The sequence below is a fragment of the Nitrosovibrio sp. Nv4 genome (assembly GCF_900215485.1).
Taxonomy (GTDB): Bacteria; Pseudomonadota; Gammaproteobacteria; order Burkholderiales; family Nitrosomonadaceae; genus Nitrosospira.
The window spans coordinates 1,404,253-1,423,086 of record NZ_OCMZ01000001.1 but is presented as its reverse complement, the minus strand read 5'-3'; the positions used below and the strand labels follow the sequence as shown (position 1 = coordinate 1,423,086).

Here is an 18,834-nt window from a genome sequence, read left to right as displayed (position 1 = left end):
ATCGCAGCTTTTACCGGAAATGAAAACAATGGGGAACAACATGGAACACAAACGTAGCGCGACTCTCGATCTGGGTAATGGCGGCGAACCACTGGAATTTCCAATCCTGTCCGGCAGCATGGGGCCGGATGTGGTGGATTTTCGCAAGCTGCATGCCAGGGCCGGCGTGTTTACCTATGATCCCGGCTTCCTCTCCACTGCCAGCAGCAGTTCCGCGATAACTTTTATCGACGGCGACGAGGGCGTTCTGCTTTATCGAGGTTATCCGATTGAACAATTGGCAAAGCATTGCGATTTCATGGAAGTCTGTTATTTGCTGATGAATGGAGAACTGCCTAATAGCGCTCAAAAACGATCCTTCGACAACACCATCAAGGAGCATACGATGGTGCACGAGCAACTCGCCCGTTTTTATACCGGCTTTCGCCGCGATGCCCACCCCATGGCGGTAATGGTCGGTGTGGTAGGCGCGTTGTCGGCGTTTTATCACGATGCGATGGATATTTCGGACGCCGGGCACCGTGAGCTGTCCGCCTTCCGGCTGATAGCGAAATTACCGACGATTACCGCCATGACCTATAAATACAACATCGGCCAGCCTTTCATTTACCCGCGCAACAACCTTAACTACACAGAAAACTTCATGCATATGATGTTCGCCACGCCCGCCGAGGAATATCAATCGAACCGGGTATTGGCGCGGGCCCTGGACCGCATCCTGATTCTGCATGCCGATCACGAGCAGAATGCCTCCACTTCCACTGTGCGGCTCGCCGGATCCAGCGGCGCAAACCCGTTTGCCTGCATTTCCGCGGGTATTGCCTGCCTATGGGGCCCAGCGCATGGCGGAGCGAATGAAGCCTGTCTCAATATGCTGGAGGAAATCGGCGACGATTCGCGCATCGGCGAGTATATCGCCCGCGCAAAAGACAAGGACGATCCTTTCAGGTTGGTGGGATTCGGCCACCGCGTATACAAAAATTTCGACCCCCGCGCAACATTGATGCGCGAAACCTGCCACGAAGTGCTGGATGAACTGGGGCTGCACGATGATCCCTTGTTCAAGCTTGCGCTTAAGCTGGAAAAAATCGCACTGGAAGATGAATATTTCATTTCCCGGAAACTTTATCCCAATGTCGATTTTTATTCCGGCATCGTGCAGCGCGCACTGGGCATCCCGGTCTCCATGTTCACTGCCATATTCACCACCGCCCGCACTGTAGGCTGGATTGCGCAATGGAGTGAAATGATCGCCGATCCCGACTACAAGATCGGACGGCCGCGCCAGCTTTATACGGGCGCCGTTACCCGGGATGTGGTTCCGATTGCATCGCGAAAATAATCCGCTTTGCCAAACGTCGAGGTCTTTGGCCATGATGAAGCAGTTGTTCGAGAATTCTCTACTGTTCGGTGCGAATGCGCCCTTCGTTGAAGGGCTTTACGAACAATACCTCCAGAATCCAGGGTCTGTTCCATCGGAATGGCACAATTATTTCGATAAACTGCAACGGGCAAACGGAGGGACGGGGCCGGCTGGACCGGCTATCCGAGATGTGCCGCACGGGCCGGTGATCCAATCGTTCATCCGGCTGGCGAAAGAACACCCGCGCCGCGCTGGCCAGGTAGTAGATCAGGAAGCAGTTCAGGGCGAGCGCATTCTGACGACAGAACGCAAGCAGGTATCGGTGCTGCAGATGATAAACGCATACCGCTTTCTCGGCGTGCGCCATGCTGACCTCGACCCTCTGAAACATCAGGAGAAACCGCATGTTTCCGAACTCGATCCCGCGTTTTACGGCTTGACCGAGGCGGACATGAATACGGTTTTCGGAACCGGTTCCTTGATCGGCCCTCCTCGCGCACCGCTCGGGGATATTTTGCAGACCCTGCGGCAAACGTATTGCGGCAATATCGGCGTCGAATATATGTACATTACCGATACCGAGCAAAAACGCTGGATACAAAATCATATCGAAGGATCGCGCGCGCAGCCAAATTATCCCGCTGAATATAAACGCCACATTCTGGAACGTCTCAATGCGGCGGAAGGTCTGGAAAAATATCTGCATACACGCTATGTGGGGCAAAAACGCTTCTCCGGCGAAGGCGGCGAAAGCCTGATCCCGTTATTGGACAATCTGCTGCAGCGCGCCGGCCGGATGGGTGTGCAGCAGATGGTTATCGGCATGGCGCATCGCGGACGGCTTAACGTGCTGGTCAATACCTTGGGCAAGGTACCGGCCGATCTGTTCCAGGAATTTGAAGGCAAGCATGTGCACGAACTGACTGAAGGCGACGTCAAATACCATCAGGGCTTTTCCTCCGCGGTCTCCACAACTGGCGGGATAATGGGGCTCTCGCTGGCATTCAATCCATCGCATCTGGAAATTGTAGACCCGGTGGTTCAAGGCTCCGTACGCGCCCGCCAGCACCGTCTGCAGGACAGGGAAGGCGATCTGGTATTACCTGTGCTGCTGCATGGCGACGCCGCATACTCAGCCCAGGGCGTGGTAATGGAGACCCTGAATCTGTCGCAGACGCGCGGCTACGGGACTGGCGGTACGGTGCATATCATCATCAATAACCAGATCGGGTTCACAACGTCCGATCCACGCGATGCACGTTCCACACTTTATTGCACCGATGTGTCGAAAATGATTGAGGCGCCTATTTTCCATGTCAATGGTGACGATCCCGAAGCAGTCGTCATGGTGACTGAAATCGCGCTGGACTTCCGGATGAAGTTTCATAAGGATGTCGTCGTGGATATGGTTTGCTTCCGCACCCTTGGCCATAATGAGCAGGACGAACCGATGGTGACTCAGCCATTGATGTACAAGATTATTGCCCGCCATCCCGGCACCCGCAAACGCTATGCCGATAAGCTGGAAAGCGAAGGTGTTATCAGTGCCGGCCAGGCTGAGCAGATGATGAAAGCCTATCGTGACGACATGGACGCGGGCCGCAACCCCAACAAAACCATAATCTATGGTTATAAATCACCGAATGCCGTGGACTGGACTCCCTTCCTGGAGGATAACAAGTGGGATGCAAAGGTGCAGACCGGGCTGCCGATAACAGAATTAAAGAAACTGGCCCAGCGGCTGACGGATATTCCGGAAAAATTCAAACTGCACGCCCGGGTGGAAAAGATCATCGCCGACCGCCGCTCGATGGGCGAAGGAAAACTACCGCTTGATTGGGGAATGGCTGAAAATCTTGCGTATGCGGCGCTTCTGAAGGACGGCTATGCGGTGCGCGTCTCGGGACAGGATTCGGGACGAGGGACTTTTTTTCATCGCCATGCTGTACTGCATGATCAGAACCGGGAGCGATGGAACGAAGGCACATATGTTCCTCTGCGGCACATTGCACCGGCACAGGCTGATTTCGTGATAATCGATTCGGTATTGTCGGAAGAAGCCGTACTCGGCTTCGAATACGGCTATGCCACCGCGGAACCGAATGAACTGGTTGTTTGGGAGGCGCAGTTTGGCGATTTCGCCAATGGCGCCCAGGTGGTGATAGACCAGTTCATCGCGTCGGGCGAAGCCAAATGGGGCCGGCTATGCGGTCTGGTGATGATGCTTCCTCATGGCTATGAAGGCCAGGGGCCAGAACACTCTTCAGCGCGTCCGGAACGCTATCTGCAGTTATGTGCGGAATACAATATCCAGGTTTGTGTTCCATCCACGCCCGCACAGATGTTTCATCTGCTTCGGCGCCAAATGATCCGGCCGCTGCGCAAGCCTTTGATCATCATGAGCCCGAAAAGTCTGCTGCGGCACAAGGAATCAGTGTCGAGCCTCGAAGATCTCGCTAATGGCGGTTTTCAGAACGTCATTCCCGAAGTGGAAAAGCTTGATCCCGCAAATGTACGGCGCATGATTGCGTGCAGCGGGAGGGTATATTATGACCTGCTGGCCTATCGCCGGAAACATGAAATCAAGGACGTGGCGATTATCCGTGTCGAGCAATTGTATCCCTTTCCCCATGATGATTTCCAGATTGAAGTCGAGCGCTATCCCCAAGCCAAAGATATACTCTGGTGTCAGGAAGAGCCCGGCAATCAAGGGGCATGGCATCGCATCCAGCACTATCTGATGCGGCACAAGCGTCCCGATCAGGTTTTAGGCTGCGCATTCCGCCCCTCGTCGGCGTCTCCGGCGGTAGGGTATCTGGCGAAACACAACTTTCAGCAGAACGAGCTGATAGTGGCGGCGTTTCGCGAAGAAATTTAAGACAAAGGGGAAGGATTATGCTCGTCGATGTCAAAGTTCCCGTGCTATCCGAATCGGTAGCGGAAGCCACTCTACTTTCATGGCATAAAAAAGAGGGCGAACAGGTTGATCGTGATCAAAATCTGATCGATGTTGAAACCGATAAAGTCGTGCTCGAATTGCCGGCGCCCGCTACGGGAGTGCTGACAAAAATCATCAAGGGGGATGGAACGACAGTGGCAGGCGGCGAAATCATCGCCACCATAGACACCGAAGCTGCCGCAGCGGAGGCTGAAGTCGCTTCGGCTGAGGCCGAAGCCGTGCCAACTGGGGGCGAAGCAGCTCCAGCTGATACCAAAGCGGCCGCAGCGCCGGGTGTGGCCCCATCGGGTGCAGAATCCGTCTCGGCGCCACCCTCAGCCACCACGGAAGCCCCGGTGATGATGCCCGCCGCACAGAATATGGCGGCACAGGCAAATCTCACGGCAGAGGAAATCAGTTCCATCAAGGGCAGCGGACGGGACGGTCGCATCACCAAGGAAGATGTAGCGGCCCATGTGGAAAAAAAACGTGCTTCTTCTGTCCAGCCATCCTCCCCGGTCTCTCCGGCAGCCCCGCCCGTTTCCACAGCAGCCGCGCCTGCGCGTGCGGGCAATCGCACCGAACAAAGGGTGCCCATGTCGCGACTGCGGGCGCGCATCGCCGAGCGGCTCGTACAATCGCAATCCACCGCCGCGATACTCACCACTTTCAACGAAGTCAACATGCAGGCGGTCATGGATCTGCGTGCCCGCTACAAGGAAAAATTCGAGAAAGAGCATGGCGTCAAGCTCGGCATTATGTCTTTTTTTGTCAAGGCGGCGGTCGCAGCGCTGAAAAAATTCCCCATTGTCAATGCGTCGGTTGACGGAAACGATATCGTCTACCATGGCTATTACGACATAGGCATCGCCGTAAGCAGCCCGCGCGGATTGGTGGTTCCGATTATTCGCGACGCAGACTCTCTATCTCAAGCGGAAATTGAAAGGCAGATTGCTGATTTCGGCAAACGCGCTCTGAACGGTAAACTAACCATTGAAGAGTTGACCGGGGGGACCTTCTCGATCACCAATGGCGGAGTGTTCGGCTCGATGCTTTCAACCCCCATCATCAATCCGCCGCAGAGTGCGATTCTGGGCATTCATGCCACGAAAGAGCGTCCAGTGGCCGAGAATGGGCAAGTGGTGATCCGTCCTATGTGTTATCTCGCACTTTCTTATGATCACCGGATCGTGGACGGGCGCGAAGCAGTGCTTTCTTTAGTGGCAATGAAAGAGGCACTGGAATATCCAATGAGCCCGTTGCTGGAAGCCTGAAGCCATTAAGCGTAAATCACGGTTCCGGGAAACAGATTTGCTTAGGTCTGTTTCCCTGTTTTTGCATGAGTGAAAAATATGTCGAAATCTTTTGATGTCGCGGTAATCGGCGCGGGCCCCGGCGGCTATGTGGCGGCAATTCGTTGCGCCCAATTAGGGCTCACTACCGTTTGTATAGATGAGTGGAAAAATCCACAGGGCAAACCCAGCCTTGGCGGAACCTGCCTGAATGTCGGCTGCATTCCGTCAAAGGCGCTCCTTGAATCGTCCGAGAATTACGAACGTGCTGCGCATAAATTCTCTGCTCACGGAATCAAAATGGAAGGCCTCTCGGTGGACATCCCGGTAATGATGTCGCGCAAGGACAAAATTGTCGCGGGCTTCACCGGCGGCGTTGCCATGCTACTGAAAAAAAATAAAATCGCATCGATGCATGGGCATGGAACTTTGCTCAAGAGCAGCAAAGACGGGAGCGGCACTCATAATCTCTGGCAAATCGAAGTGAAAAACGGAGACAAGACCGACACCATCGAGGCAAAACACATCATCATCGCCACGGGCTCAATACCCCGGACATTGCCGTTCGCGCCTGTGGACAATGAGCGAATACTGGACAATACCGGCGCGCTGGCAATGACAGAGGCGCCTCAGCGGCTGGGTGTGATTGGGGCGGGCGTGATCGGCCTGGAAATGGGCAGCCTGTGGCGGAGACTCGGTTCGGAAGTCACCATTCTTGAAGCACTACCCGGATTTCTTTCGGCGGCCGATGAGCAAGTGGCAAAAGAGGCGCGAAAAATCTTCACCAGAGAATCAGGTCTGGTCATACAAACCGGTATCAAAATAAGCGGGATCAAAACCAACAAAAAAAGTATCACGGTTGAGTATACCGACGCCGAGAATACCGGAGGGAGCGCGCAAAAACTGGAAGTGGATAAACTGATTATCGCGGTCGGCCGCGTTCCGAACACCGCTGGACTGGGAGCGGAAGATATCGGGCTGAAATTGGATGATCGCGGTTACATTGAAGTAAACAGCAATTGCAGCACTAATCTGCCTGATGTATATGCCGTAGGAGACGTAGTGCGCGGACCCATGCTTGCGCATAAGGCTTCTGAGGAAGGCGTGGCGGTTGCCGAAACCATCGCTGGGCACGGGGGACACGTAAATTTAGGCACAATCCCATGGGTAATCTACACCTCGCCAGAAATTGCCTGGGTGGGCAAAAACGAGCAGGAGTTGAAAGCGGCAGGGGTTCAATATAAAGCGGGACAGTTTCCTTTCATGGCTAACGGCCGCGCACGCGCGCTCGGAGAGACGGGTGGCTTCGTCAAAGTACTGGCGGACGCGGAAACCGACCGAATTCTGGGTATCCACATGATCGGCCCCTACGTTTCCGAAATGATCGCCGAAGCGGTAGTGGCGATGGAATTTGCGGCCAGCAGTGAAGACATCGCCCGCATCGTTCACGCCCATCCCTCGCTTTCGGAAGTATTGCATGAGGCTGCGCTGGGAACGGATAAACGCGCAATCCACATATGACGCATTAGCGGGTTTGAATTCGCGCTGCCAGGCATTTTTGTCTTTCCCGATTTTCTCAGAATACAAACAAATACTTGGGCAACGAGAACGCAGCACCATCGATTTGTCCCGTATGGAACGATGGCGCGGTCATTCGTCTTTCCAGTGTTGCCCAACAAATCTCCACAGCTTGTTTGGAGTAAAATGCGGTTTTGAAGAATTCTCCATGACGAGCATCACCATCGCCCTTTCCAAGGGCCGCATTTTTGACGATACCGCACCGTTGTTGAAAGCGGCAGGTATTGTCGCGCTGGATGATCCGGAAACATCGCGCAAACTGATCCTTGCTACCAATTGCGATAACGTGCGGCTTATCATCGTCCGGGCATCGGATGTGCCGACCTATGTGCAATATGGCGCCGCGGATATGGGTATCGCCGGAAAGGACGTATTGCTGGAACACGGCGGTGCGGGGCTTTATCAGCCGCTGGACCTGAATATCGCTCGCTGCCGCATGATGGTGGCGGTACGCGATGATTTCGATTACGAATCCGCTGTTCGCCAGGGAGCAAGGGTACGCGTCGCGACCAAATATTTACAGACGGCGCGTGAACACTTTGCGGGCAAAGGCATGCATGTGGATCTCATCAAGCTCTACGGTTCTATGGAATTGGCGCCACTGGTTGGATTGGCGGATGCAATTGTGGATCTGGTTTCCAGCGGCAATACGCTGAAGGCCAATAATCTCAAGGCGGTCGAAGAGATCATGCCCATTTCGGCACGGTTGATCATCAACCAGGCAGCACTGAAATTGAAGCGGCATACAATTCAGCCAATGCTGGAAGCTTTCTCTGCCTCCATCGCGAAATAAATAATGAATCAGGAATAACGTCGCAAACTGCAAGCCAACGAAAACCGAACTTCTTCTCATGATACAAATTAAACGGCTGTCTTCAACCGATGCCATCTTCGATGAAGCGCTATCGAAACTGCTGGCCTTTGAAAACGCCCAGGATGCGAAACTGGACGCAACTATCGCGGACATTCTTGCCAATATAAAGAAGCGGGGAGATGAAGCCCTGCTGGAATATACGCGCCGTTTCGATCATCTGAATGCAGCCTCCGCGGCGGAGCTTGAATTACCACAGGATCGCTTGCAGGAAGCTCTGCGGAAGCTGCCCGCGGATCAGCGCGACGCCCTGGAGCAAGCGGCTCAACGGGTGCGCGTCTACCATGAAAAACAACAGGCGCAATCCTGGAGCTATACGGAGCCCGACGGTACGCTGCTCGGCCAGAAAATAACGCCGCTGGATCGTGTCGGCTTATATGTTCCCGGCGGCAAGGCATCCTATCCTTCATCGGTGCTGATGAATGCCATTCCCGCCAAGGTGGCGGGCGTGCGCGAACTCATCATGGTCACACCGGCTTCCGGCGGTGAGACAAACGATCTGGTGCTCGCTGCCGCAGCGATTTGCGAGGTTGACCGAGTCTTTACCATAGGCGGTGCCCAAGCCATTGCAGCGCTGGCCTACGGCACCAAGGCTGTGCCGCAGGTGGACAAGATTGTCGGCCCCGGCAACGCCTATGTGGCGGCCGCCAAGCGCAGCGTATTTGGAATCGTGGGTATCGATATGCTGGCAGGACCTTCGGAGATTCTGGTGATTTGCGATGGCAAGACAAATCCCGATTGGATCGCGATGGATTTATTTTCGCAAGCCGAGCACGATGAGATGGCACAGGCAATTCTGCTTTCTCCCGACCCCCATTTCATTAACGCGGTGGCGGCAAGTATTGATCGCCAGTTGGAAACCATGCCACGCAAGGCCGTAATAAAGGCTTCGCTCGAAAGCCGCGGCGCCTTGATCCAGGTACGCGACTTGGATGAAGCCTGCACCATCGCTAATCGTATCGCGCCGGAACATCTTGAATTATCGGTTGAGCAGCCGGAAAAATGGGCGGAGAAAATCAGGCACGCCGGCGCCATCTTTCTGGGACGTCATACTTCCGAAGCGCTTGGCGATTACTGCGCCGGCCCCAATCACGTCCTGCCCACGTCCCGTACCGCGCGCTTTTCATCACCGTTGGGCGTGTACGATTTCCAGAAACGCAGCAGCATTATTCAAGTGTCGGAGCAGGGTTCGGCAAGACTTGGTGCAATTGCTTCCATCCTGGCTCATGGGGAGGGTTTGCAGGCCCATGCGATGTCGGCGGAATATCGATACAAGAAAAAATTGGCGACGTAAGAGAATCGTATCTTTTCTATGAGTAAAGATACCATGTTGGCTACTGATGCCAAATGAATCATAAATAAAACCGTATAAAACGCCAAGATGCGCAGACCGCCCGACCAAATCATCCGCCCGGAGATTCTTGCACTCTCCGCCTATCACGTGCCGCCCGCAACGGGCATGGTGAAGCTGGATGCGATGGAGAACCCTTATTCCCTGCCAGCCAGATTGCGCGATGAAATCGCGCGGTTGGCGGGGGATGCGCCGATTAACCGATATCCTGATCCTAGTGCTGTTTCGCTCAAGGCCGCGTTGCGCGAAGCGCTGGCGGTCCCCGATGGCATGGATATCATGCTGGGCAATGGTTCGGACGAGATCATACAGATCATCGCGTTGGCCTGCGCAAGACCGGGCGCCGTGTTGATGAGTGTCGAGCCTGCGTTTGTCATGTTTCGCATGATCGCGACTTTCACCGGGATGACTTATGCGGGGGTGCCGTTAAACCCTGATTTCTCGCTTGATGTGGCAGGGACGCTCGATGCCATCGCGCGGCACCAGCCAGCGGTAATTTTCATTGCCTACCCCAATAACCCTACCGGCAACCTGTTTGACGCCGCCGGAATCTCACGTATTATTGACGCTGCTCCCGGTGTTGTAGTTGTGGATGAGGCTTACCATGCCTTCGCCGGTGCGAGCTTCATGGGCGAGTTGGTGCAGCACCCCAATCTGTTATTGATGCGCACGCTCTCCAAGTCGGGGCTGGCCGGTTTAAGGCTTGGGCTTCTGGCCGGACGGCCAGAGTGGCTTATACAGTTGGAAAAACTGCGTTTGCCGTATAATGTGGGAATCATTACTCAACTTGTCACGGAAAAGGTGTTGCAGCATGGCGATGTCCTGCTGCAACAGGCTGCGGCGATCAAGATTGAGCGGGCAGCGATGAGTGAAAACCTGGCGACGCTGGATGGCATTGAAGTTTTTCCGACGGATGCAAACTTTATTTTATTCCGCGTGAACCAGGGAAATAACGCTGGATTAGTGTTTCAGGAACTCAAGAATCGCGCTGTATTGATCAAGAATCTCGACGGCTCACACCCGCTACTGACAAATTGCCTGCGTGTAACGGTGGGAACTCCCGATGAAAACGCGCAATTCTTAGAGGCGCTGCAAACCTCGCTCAAGAAACCGAACGATTAAATTATTTCACTCATGCGTCAGGCTCAAGTCAACCGCAATACCCTGGAAACCCAGATCAGCCTCAAAGCCAATCTGGATGGAACCGGAAAAGCAATACTGGACACGGGCGTGCCATTTCTCGATCACATGCTGGATCAGATAGCGCGTCACGGCATGATTGACCTGGAGATTGCAGCCAAGGGAGATCTGCATATCGATGCCCATCATACCGTGGAGGATATCGGCATCACATTTGGACAGGCATTCACGCAAGCCGTCGGAGATAAAAAAGGTTTGCGCCGCTACGGTCACGCTTATGTACCGTTGGACGAAGCATTGTCGCGGGTGGTGGTGGATCTTTCGGGCCGTCCCGGCATGGAATTCAACGTCGAGTTTGTACGTGCCCGGATTGGCGAGTTTGATGTTGATTTGATCGCCGAGTTTTTCCAGGGGTTTGTCAACCATGCCATGGTGACATTGCATATTGATAACCTCTCCGGCCGCAACGCCCATCACCAGGCGGAAACGGTATTCAAGGCGTTTGGCCGTGCGTTGCGCATGGCAATGGAAACCGACCCCCGTGCAGATGGCACAATTCCGTCCACCAAAGGTTCCTTGTAAGCTTTATCACTTCTCATTTGCCCTGTATGACTGATATTGCAATTGTTGACTACGGCATGGGTAATTTGCGCTCAGTGTCTAAAGCGCTGGAGCATGTAGCTCCCACGGCCACCATCACTGTCACCGACGACCCCGAAGTGGTGCGAAAGGCTGACCGCGTTGTGGTTCCCGGTCAGGGGGCAATGCCGGACTGCCTGCGCGAACTGGATATGCGCGGATTGCGCGAAGCGGTGCTGGATGCTGCGATGAACAAGCCGTTTCTCGGCATCTGCATCGGCCTGCAAATGTTGTTCGACAGTAGCGAGGAAGGCAATGTAAAAGGCCTCGGCATTGTGCCCGGCAAGGTACGTCGTTTTCCTCCCGTGGCGATGGCGGACACCAATAAGGCCAGTGAGACTGGTGGAACCCCGGATACTCATGGGCAGAGGCTCAAGGTGCCCCACATGGGTTGGAACGAAGTTCATCAAACCACTGAGCATCCTCTGTGGGCAGGCATTCCCACCGATACGCGCTTCTATTTCGTGCACAGCTATTATGTGGAAACTGCCAATCCGGTACAGGTAGCGGCATTCAGTCTTTACCGTGCTCCGTTTACTTGCGCAGTGGCAAAGGATAATATTTTTGCTGTCCAGTTTCATCCGGAAAAAAGCCACGAAGCGGGACTGACGCTGCTAAGCAACTTTGTACGATGGAAACCTGCATCAAGAACAGATAAGCAATTCCAGGCGAGCTTATAACCCCTCTCATATCAAATTCAATCCCGACTGAAATGCTGATCATTCCTGCGATAGACCTGAAAGACGGTCACTGCGTACGCCTGAAACAAGGTGTCATGGAAAACGCTACTGTATTTTCGGAAGAACCTGGCGCCATGGCCAGGCATTGGCTGGATCAGGGCGCGCGCCGACTGCATTTGGTGGACCTCAACGGCGCGTTTGCCGGCAGGCCGAAGAACGAACCGGCCATTCGCGACATTGTTGAAGCCATCGGTGATGAAATTCCGACTCAACTCGGCGGCGGCATACGCGATCTCGAAACCATCGAACGTTATCTCGACGATGGCATTACTTATATTATTATCGGTACCGCGGCGGTAAAAACACCGGGGTTCCTGCACGATGCCTGCAACGCGTTCCCTGGTCATATCATGGTGGGACTGGATGCGAAGGATGGCAAGGTGGCTGTCAATGGCTGGTCTAAAGTGACCGGCCATGACGTAGTGGATCTCGCGAAAAAATTTGAGGATTACGGGGTCGAAGCGATCATCTATACCGATATCGGGCGCGATGGTATGTTAAGCGGCGTCAATATTCAGGCGACGATGGAACTGGCCCGGGCGCTGACCATCCCTGTCATTGCAAGCGGCGGTGTGAGCAATCTCGACGACGTCAAAGCCCTCTGCGAAATCGAGTGGGAAGGTATCACAGGCGCAATCACGGGGCGGGCAATTTACGAAGGCACCCTGGACTTCAAGTTGGCACAAGCACTTGCGGATGAGCTAAGCATGAAAAAGGGCATCCGGGATACAACCCTCTCCTGATGAAGAGGTTCATTATCCGTTCCGTTCAAAGGTAAAATCACGGCACTCTGTTTTCCGTTCACGGCCATCCTTTCTATAGCTGTGTTCCTTTTACGGCAGAGCACCCCTACTCTTGTTGATACCTGAATATAAATTAAATTGGAAGTTCCAAGGGAATTCATTGTCATCCGAGTTGCCAGCTTGAGTTGCAAAAGCGACGTAAGCAATTCGCAAAACGGATGCTCACTAGTTTTATAAAGGTATCTCATGGGTCTTGCCAAGCGTATCATCCCCTGTCTTGACGTTACAAATGGACGCGTTGTCAAGGGCGTCAATTTTGTGGGGCTTCAGGATGCAGGTGATCCCGTTGAAATATCGCGCCGCTACGATGATCAGGGAGCGGATGAACTGACCTTTCTCGACATCACGGCCAGTTCTGATAACAGGGATCTGATCTTGCAAATCATCGAAGAAGTCGCTGCCCAGGTGTTCATTCCTTTAACTGTCGGTGGCGGCGTTCGCAAGGTAGAGGACGTGCGCCGGCTACTGAATGCGGGGGCGGACAAAGTAAGCATCAACACGTCAGCGGTCGAGAATCCCAAACTGGTGGCGGACGCTGCAGACCGTTACGGCTCTCAGTGTATTGTGGTGGCGATAGACGCCAAGCGAGTGGGTAACGACTGGGAAGTATTTACTCACGGAGGACGCAAGGCTACCGGTCTGAATGCGGTCGAGTGGGCGAAGAAAATGCAATCCCTGGGTGCGGGCGAAATATTGCTGACCAGTATGGATAAAGATGGTACCCGTAACGGTTTTGATCTGGCGCTGACTCGCGCGGTATCGGATGCGGTGGATGTGCCGGTGATCGCCAGTGGCGGCGTAGGCAATTTGCACCACCTGGTGGAGGGAATCGTGGAGGGCCATGCTGATGCCGTGTTGGCAGCAAGTATTTTCCACTTCGGCGAATACACTATACGCCAGGCCAAAGAGTATATGGCGCAACACGGCATTGAAGTCCGGTTGTAGTGTACTAGAATTAATAAAATTTGATAATCTGATTCTCAAGCATATCTATGTCTGATATTTGGCTGAACAAGATAAACTGGTCCGACGATGGATTGGTGCAGGTCGTGACGCAAGAAGCCGCCAGCAATAAGGTACTGATGGTTGCCTGGATGAATCGAACGGCACTGAAGCTTACTGTGCAAACCAGCGAGGCCCATTACTGGTCCCGTTCCCGCAAGAAACTCTGGCACAAAGGCGAGGAATCCGGGCACGTACAGAAAGTAAAGGAAATCCGGCTGGATTGTGACGCTGACGTCCTTTTGTTGGCTGTGGAACAAGTTGGCGGCATCGCTTGTCATACCGGCAGACATAATTGTTTTTTTAACAAACTGGAAGATGGCCAATGGACCGTCGCTGCGCCGGTAATCAAGAGCCCTGAAGAGATCTACAGGAAATGACCGATCCGGCTATTCTTGACCGTGTGGCTCAGACTATCGAGGCCCGAAAGGATGCTGATCCCACCACTTCCTACGTGGCTAAACTGCTGCACGAAGGACAGGACAAGATACTGAAAAAAATTGCGGAAGAGTCGGCGGAGGTGTTGCTGGCCGCGAAAGACGGCGATAAATCGCACGTTGTCCGCGAGACTGCCGATCTGTGGTTTCACTGCCTGGTGTTATTGGCTCACCATGATCTGGGACCGCATGATGTACTGAATGAATTGCGGCGCCGTGAGGGAATTTCCGGAATCGATGAAAAGGCGGCGCGGAAAGCAGGATAAGATAAAAAAATGGACAATTGTGTTTTTTGCAAAATCGTGCGGGGAGATATTCCCAGTGAAAAAATATACGAGGATACTGAGGTTTTTGCGTTTCACGATATTCACCCCGCGGCGCCGGTACATTTCATGTTGATACCCAAGCTGCACATCGGTTCGCTGGCAGAGGTCGAAGACAAGCATCGCAGTTTGCTGGGTGAGATGATGGTGCTGATACCCAGGCTGGCGAGGGAACAGGGTTGCACTGATGGCTTTCGTACCGTTATCAACACCGGGCGCGTAGGGGGACAAGAGGTTTATCATTTGCATATTCATATCATAGGCGGCGGGGATCGCTTGCCGGTTATGATTCCTCATCCGAGATAAAGGAGAGAATAATGGGATCATTCAGTATTTGGCACTGGCTGGTCGTTCTGTTGATTGTTGTTCTGGTATTCGGCACCAAGAAGCTGCGTAATCTCGGCAGCGATCTGGGCGGTGCGGTGAAGGGCTTTCGGGAAGGCGTAAAGAGCGCTGATGAAGAGGAGATATCTTCTGCGCCTCATCAAACCGATGCCCGGATCATCGAAGCCGATGCCAAGAACAAGACCTATTGAAAATCTTGAGGCCGGCGAGTAAAGAGTGAAAAGCTCGGGCTGGTGAATGGGAGCCGTCCAATGAAGAATGGCTTCCCATTCACCTTTACTTTACTACGCTTCCTTAATGACTTTCGCAAAAAATGTTCGATATCAGTTTCACTGAAATTCTCGTCATAGCAGCCGTGGCGCTGGTCGTCATAGGACCTGAGCGGCTTCCCAAGGTGGCACGCACGCTAGGGCATTTGTTCGGACGAGCACAGCGTTACGTTAACGATGTCAAGAACGATATTCAGCGAGAAATGGAACTGGAAGAACTCAAAAACTGGAAAACTTCCGTGGAGGGAACTGGCCGTTCCATAGAGAATACGGTACGAACAGAGATAAATCAGTTCCAGGAAGGACTGAACGCAGAAACAAAATCTTCCACAGCCGCGCCTCCTGCGCCATCTTCCAGGACGGTGGAGGAAGCTGCTCCATCCCTGGATACGCCATCAGATTCTTCCGTCCCCCCAATCCAGGCAATCGCGCCGTTGGTCAAATCAAAATCCTACCCCAACGCAACCGGAGCAGAAGTATCCCGCGATTAATTCAGTGCGGATAACATATACTTCGCTGATGCAAAGTCAGTGAATGTATAACCACGTCTTTCGATATTCGGCCCCCTCTCGCGATTATGACTACCGACGAAACGTTTATTTCCCATCTTGTGGAGCTTCGTGCCAGGCTGATGCGTGCATGTGGAGTGCTGGTGCTCGGTTTTGTTCCCTGCGCCTTTTACGCGCGGGAACTTTACTCCTTGCTGGCACAGCCTCTGCTCGAAAAACTCCCGCAAGGCGGACAGATGATTGCCACCGAGGTGATTACGCCTTTTTTTGTGCCCATGAAAGTAGCCATGATGGCGGCGTTTATCATTACCTTGCCTCACACACTCTATCAAATATGGGCATTTGTCGCACCGGGATTATACTCCCACGAAAAACGTCTGGTACTTCCCCTGGTGTTCGCCAGCAGCTTTCTGTTCATCTGCGGTATGTCATTTGCTTATTTTGCCGCACTGCCGCTCGTATTTGAGTTCATCACCCATTTCGCGCCAGAGGGCGTGGCGGTCATGACGGATATTGGCCGGTATCTCGACTTTGTCCTGACCATGTTCATCGCTTTTGGCATAACGTTTGAAGTGCCCATATTCGTTGTGATACTGGTCCGCACCGGCATTGTCTCAATCGAGAAACTCAAGGCGGTACGTAGTTATGTTCTCGTGGGCGCCTTCGTCGTGGGTGCCATATTCACGCCCCCCGATGTGATTTCCCAATTCATGCTGGCGGTACCACTTTATTTGCTCTATGAACTGGGAATATTGGTGGCTGGGCTCGGTGGCAAAACCGCGGTAGCGCCGGTTTATCAACCGGCACACGGGAAAGATATGGAGCATGGACCGGAAAAAGCAGAAACCGGAGAGAAGAACAGCTGAAATTACTCCGTTGCCGCCGTGTCAGTTGCGTGCAACTCGGGTTCGCATGCAATGACGTAGTCGTGCATCATGTGGCCATCCCGATTTTGGCGTAGCGCGCACTGTGAGGAGCTGTCCAGAGATTCCTTGATTTATTCCAGCGCATCCGGATCTTCATACTGGTCCTGAGGCATGGTGGGCCTCGGACGCTTACCGACATTGACCTTGATGGGTTTTTCTGTCTGATTGCGCACTACCTTGATATTCGCTGCTTCTCCCGGTAACAATGCCGCGATCAGGTTAAGCATGCCGGATGAATCAATGACCGGACTTCCCTCTACCTCCACAATTATATCCCCCGGCTTTACCCCGGCCCGATCGGCGGGCCCGCCTTTGAGTACACCGGCGATCAACGCCCCGTTGGTATTCGGGCGCTTGAACGATTCCGCCAGTTCCGGTGTCAAGTCCTGCACTTCCACCCCAATCCAGCCGCGAGTTACGTCCCCTGTCTGAATAATCTGCTCCATGACCTGCTTGGCTACACTGGCTGTGATGGCGAAGCCGATGCCGAGTGATCCGCCGGTACGTGAGACGATCGCCGTATTGATGCCAATCAGGTTACCTGAGCTGTCTACCAATGCGCCCCCGGAATTTCCAGGGTTAATGGCGGCATCTGTCTGAATGAAATTTTCAAAAGTATTGATGCCCAGATGTGTTCGCCCCAGCGCGCTGATAATGCCCATGGTCACCGTCTGTCCCACACCGAAGGGATTTCCGATGGCAAGTACCATATCGCCGACCCGGGCACTATCGGAATGCCCGAAGGTCATTATCGGCAGTGCTTCCATATCCACTCTTACGACTGCGAGATCGGTCTCTGGATCGGAGCCAATGACGTGTGCCTTGATCTTTCTGCCATCAGCCAGTGCGACTTCTATCTCATCAGCAGCTTCGATTACATGATGATTGGTAAGAATATAACCTTCTGCGCTAACGATTACGCCGGAACCAAGGCTTGAGGCACGGCGGCTTTCCGGTGACTCGAAGCGATCGCCGAAGAAATGCCGGAACATGGGATCCCGCAGCAGCGGATGAGAAGATATTTTCACCTCTTTGCTGGTAAAAACATTTACCACCGATGGCATGGCTTTCTGCGCGGCCTCGCTAAAACTGCCCGGCCTGGGTTCCGCTCGGGCCGCGCCATCCGTAACGGCTTCCTTTATGGTTGCGATCGCGCCGCCCTGATTTCGCCATGGTAATAGTTCGGGCCGCAAGGTGGAAACCACAAACAAGGCTGCAAGAACTATTGTTGTTGTTTGTGCGAAGGTCAACCAGAGTTTGTGCATTTTGGATACGGTTTTTGAGGTTACAATTGGTTTGAGTATAGACTGGATAAATCTTGATGCCACTGAATGAGCTCGAAATCTACCTGAACCAGCTTCTGGACGTGGGCAACTTTCGCGATTATTGCCCAAATGGGCTGCAAGTGGAAGGCCGAAGTGCGGTGCATCAACTGATCAGTGGTGTCACTGCCTCATTTGATTTCCTTCAAACCGCGGTAGCGGCAGGTGCTGATGCGGTGCTCGTACATCATGGCTATTTCTGGCGAGGCGAGGACCAATGCATCGTCGGCATGAAGCACCGCCGTATTGCACTGCTGATGGCGCACGATGTCGGGTTGCTTTCCTATCATTTGCCGCTGGACGCCCATTCGAAACTGGGCAATAACGTTCAACTGGGCCAGAAAATGGGGTTTGCTGAAACCAGTCGTTTTGGCGATCAAAACATCGCTATGCAGGGAACGCTTCCTCCACATATAACAAATCTGAAGGACCTTCGCATCTGTATCGAACACGCCCTGTGTCGAACACCTCTGGTAATCGGCGAAGATGCGAAGACGGTAAGGCGTGTAGCATGGTGTACCGGCGCCGCTCAGGATTATTTCGATGAAGCTATTAGCCTGGGTGTCGATGTGTTTATCACTGGTGAAATTTCTGAGCGGAATGTCCACGCTGCGCGCGAATCCGGCGTCGCTTTTATTTCGGCGGGACACCATGCTACCGAGCGGTATGGAGTACAGGCACTGGGGGAACATCTATCCCAGAAATTCGGAATCGCACACCGCTTCATTGATATCGACAATCCGGTATGAGAGTATCCGCCGTGAAATAGGTAGGCAATGTTCATCCTGGTCTATGCTACTTGATGTTTTTCTCTGAAACCCGGCGTGCTCAATCCGGAGCCAACGTCCCGGGCAGGGTATGCCTCCAATATCCAAATTCATCCGCGCTGGCCGGGTTTGATTTATCGCTCCGGCTGAAGTGGTATCAGTGGTACCAGAAAGAGTCGTAGTACTGGCGCTACCCGTATACCTAAACCAGCGATACAG

19 protein-coding genes are annotated in these 18,834 nt (G+C 53.5%); 18 read left to right on the top strand and 1 reads right to left on the bottom strand.

Features of this window, described 5'->3' with window-relative positions:
* The first annotated feature begins 40 nt into the window (after positions 1-40).
* From gltA to tatC, 17 genes are all read left to right on the top strand, one after another.
* Positions 41-1,342, top strand: a complete 1,302-nt coding sequence (gene gltA, locus CRO05_RS06415; RefSeq protein ID WP_097066715.1) for a citrate synthase — start codon at positions 41-43, stop codon at positions 1,340-1,342.
* Between the two features lie 31 nt (positions 1,343-1,373).
* A complete protein-coding gene (locus CRO05_RS06410) occupies positions 1,374-4,241 on the top strand; it encodes a 2-oxoglutarate dehydrogenase E1 component (protein WP_097066288.1) in 2,868 nt (955 codons plus the stop codon).
* A 17-nt stretch (positions 4,242-4,258) separates the two neighbouring features.
* Positions 4,259-5,575: a 2-oxoglutarate dehydrogenase complex dihydrolipoyllysine-residue succinyltransferase gene (gene odhB / locus CRO05_RS06405; RefSeq protein WP_097066287.1), complete on the top strand. Its 1,317-nt coding sequence runs from the start codon at positions 4,259-4,261 to the stop codon at positions 5,573-5,575.
* A gap of 78 nt (positions 5,576-5,653) precedes the next feature.
* Positions 5,654-7,114: a dihydrolipoyl dehydrogenase gene (gene lpdA / locus CRO05_RS06400; RefSeq protein WP_097066286.1), complete on the top strand. Its 1,461-nt coding sequence runs from the start codon at positions 5,654-5,656 to the stop codon at positions 7,112-7,114.
* Positions 7,115-7,319: 205 nt separating this feature from the next.
* Positions 7,320-7,964: an ATP phosphoribosyltransferase gene (hisG, locus tag CRO05_RS06395; protein ID WP_097066714.1), complete on the top strand. Its 645-nt coding sequence runs from the start codon at positions 7,320-7,322 to the stop codon at positions 7,962-7,964.
* A 58-nt stretch (positions 7,965-8,022) separates the two neighbouring features.
* Positions 8,023-9,336: a histidinol dehydrogenase gene (gene hisD, locus CRO05_RS06390; protein ID WP_181319880.1), complete on the top strand. Its 1,314-nt coding sequence runs from the start codon at positions 8,023-8,025 to the stop codon at positions 9,334-9,336.
* Positions 9,337-9,423: 87 nt separating this feature from the next.
* Positions 9,424-10,515, top strand: coding sequence for a histidinol-phosphate transaminase (gene hisC, locus CRO05_RS06385; protein WP_097066285.1), 1,092 nt, complete (start codon positions 9,424-9,426; stop codon positions 10,513-10,515).
* Positions 10,516-10,527: 12 nt separating this feature from the next.
* Positions 10,528-11,115, top strand: a complete 588-nt coding sequence (hisB, locus tag CRO05_RS06380) for an imidazoleglycerol-phosphate dehydratase HisB (RefSeq protein ID WP_097066284.1) — start codon at positions 10,528-10,530, stop codon at positions 11,113-11,115.
* A 26-nt stretch (positions 11,116-11,141) separates the two neighbouring features.
* Positions 11,142-11,852 carry an imidazole glycerol phosphate synthase subunit HisH gene (gene hisH / locus CRO05_RS06375; protein WP_097066283.1) on the top strand — a complete coding sequence of 237 codons (711 nt, stop codon included), beginning with the start codon at positions 11,142-11,144 and terminating at the stop codon, positions 11,850-11,852.
* A gap of 32 nt (positions 11,853-11,884) precedes the next feature.
* Entirely contained in the window at positions 11,885-12,655 is a 771-nt protein-coding gene (hisA, locus tag CRO05_RS06370; protein WP_097066282.1) for a 1-(5-phosphoribosyl)-5-[(5-phosphoribosylamino)methylideneamino]imidazole-4-carboxamide isomerase, read from the top strand.
* Positions 12,656-12,901: 246 nt separating this feature from the next.
* Positions 12,902-13,660 carry an imidazole glycerol phosphate synthase subunit HisF gene (hisF, locus tag CRO05_RS06365; RefSeq protein ID WP_097066281.1) on the top strand — a complete coding sequence of 253 codons (759 nt, stop codon included), beginning with the start codon at positions 12,902-12,904 and terminating at the stop codon, positions 13,658-13,660.
* Positions 13,661-13,707: 47 nt separating this feature from the next.
* Complete coding sequence (hisI, locus tag CRO05_RS06360; protein WP_097066280.1) at positions 13,708-14,097, top strand: phosphoribosyl-AMP cyclohydrolase; 390 nt, start codon at positions 13,708-13,710, stop codon at positions 14,095-14,097.
* The gene (locus tag CRO05_RS06355; RefSeq protein ID WP_097066279.1) at positions 14,094-14,420 is read left to right on the top strand and encodes a phosphoribosyl-ATP diphosphatase; all 327 of its coding nucleotides are present in this window, start codon (positions 14,094-14,096) and stop codon (positions 14,418-14,420) included. Before hisI ends, CRO05_RS06355 begins: the two co-directional genes overlap by 4 nt.
* 9 nt (positions 14,421-14,429) lie before the next feature.
* Positions 14,430-14,783 carry a histidine triad nucleotide-binding protein gene (locus CRO05_RS06350; RefSeq protein WP_097066278.1) on the top strand — a complete coding sequence of 118 codons (354 nt, stop codon included), beginning with the start codon at positions 14,430-14,432 and terminating at the stop codon, positions 14,781-14,783.
* Positions 14,784-14,794: 11 nt separating this feature from the next.
* Complete coding sequence (tatA, locus tag CRO05_RS06345; RefSeq protein WP_097066277.1) at positions 14,795-15,013, top strand: Sec-independent protein translocase subunit TatA; 219 nt, start codon at positions 14,795-14,797, stop codon at positions 15,011-15,013.
* 122 nt (positions 15,014-15,135) lie between these two features.
* Positions 15,136-15,582 carry a Sec-independent protein translocase protein TatB gene (gene tatB / locus CRO05_RS06340; protein ID WP_097066276.1) on the top strand — a complete coding sequence of 149 codons (447 nt, stop codon included), beginning with the start codon at positions 15,136-15,138 and terminating at the stop codon, positions 15,580-15,582.
* Positions 15,583-15,668: 86 nt separating this feature from the next.
* Positions 15,669-16,466 carry a twin-arginine translocase subunit TatC gene (tatC, locus tag CRO05_RS06335; protein WP_097066275.1) on the top strand — a complete coding sequence of 266 codons (798 nt, stop codon included), beginning with the start codon at positions 15,669-15,671 and terminating at the stop codon, positions 16,464-16,466.
* 131 nt (positions 16,467-16,597) lie between these two features.
* Here the strand turns inward: tatC and CRO05_RS06330 are convergent, their stop codons facing one another.
* Positions 16,598-17,791, bottom strand: a complete 1,194-nt coding sequence (locus CRO05_RS06330; RefSeq protein ID WP_097066274.1) for a Do family serine endopeptidase — start codon at positions 17,789-17,791, stop codon at positions 16,598-16,600.
* 56 nt (positions 17,792-17,847) lie between these two features.
* Between CRO05_RS06330 and CRO05_RS06325 the strand changes: the two genes are divergently transcribed.
* Positions 17,848-18,597, top strand: a complete 750-nt coding sequence (locus CRO05_RS06325; protein ID WP_097066273.1) for a Nif3-like dinuclear metal center hexameric protein — start codon at positions 17,848-17,850, stop codon at positions 18,595-18,597.
* The last annotated feature ends 237 nt before the right edge of the window (positions 18,598-18,834 follow it).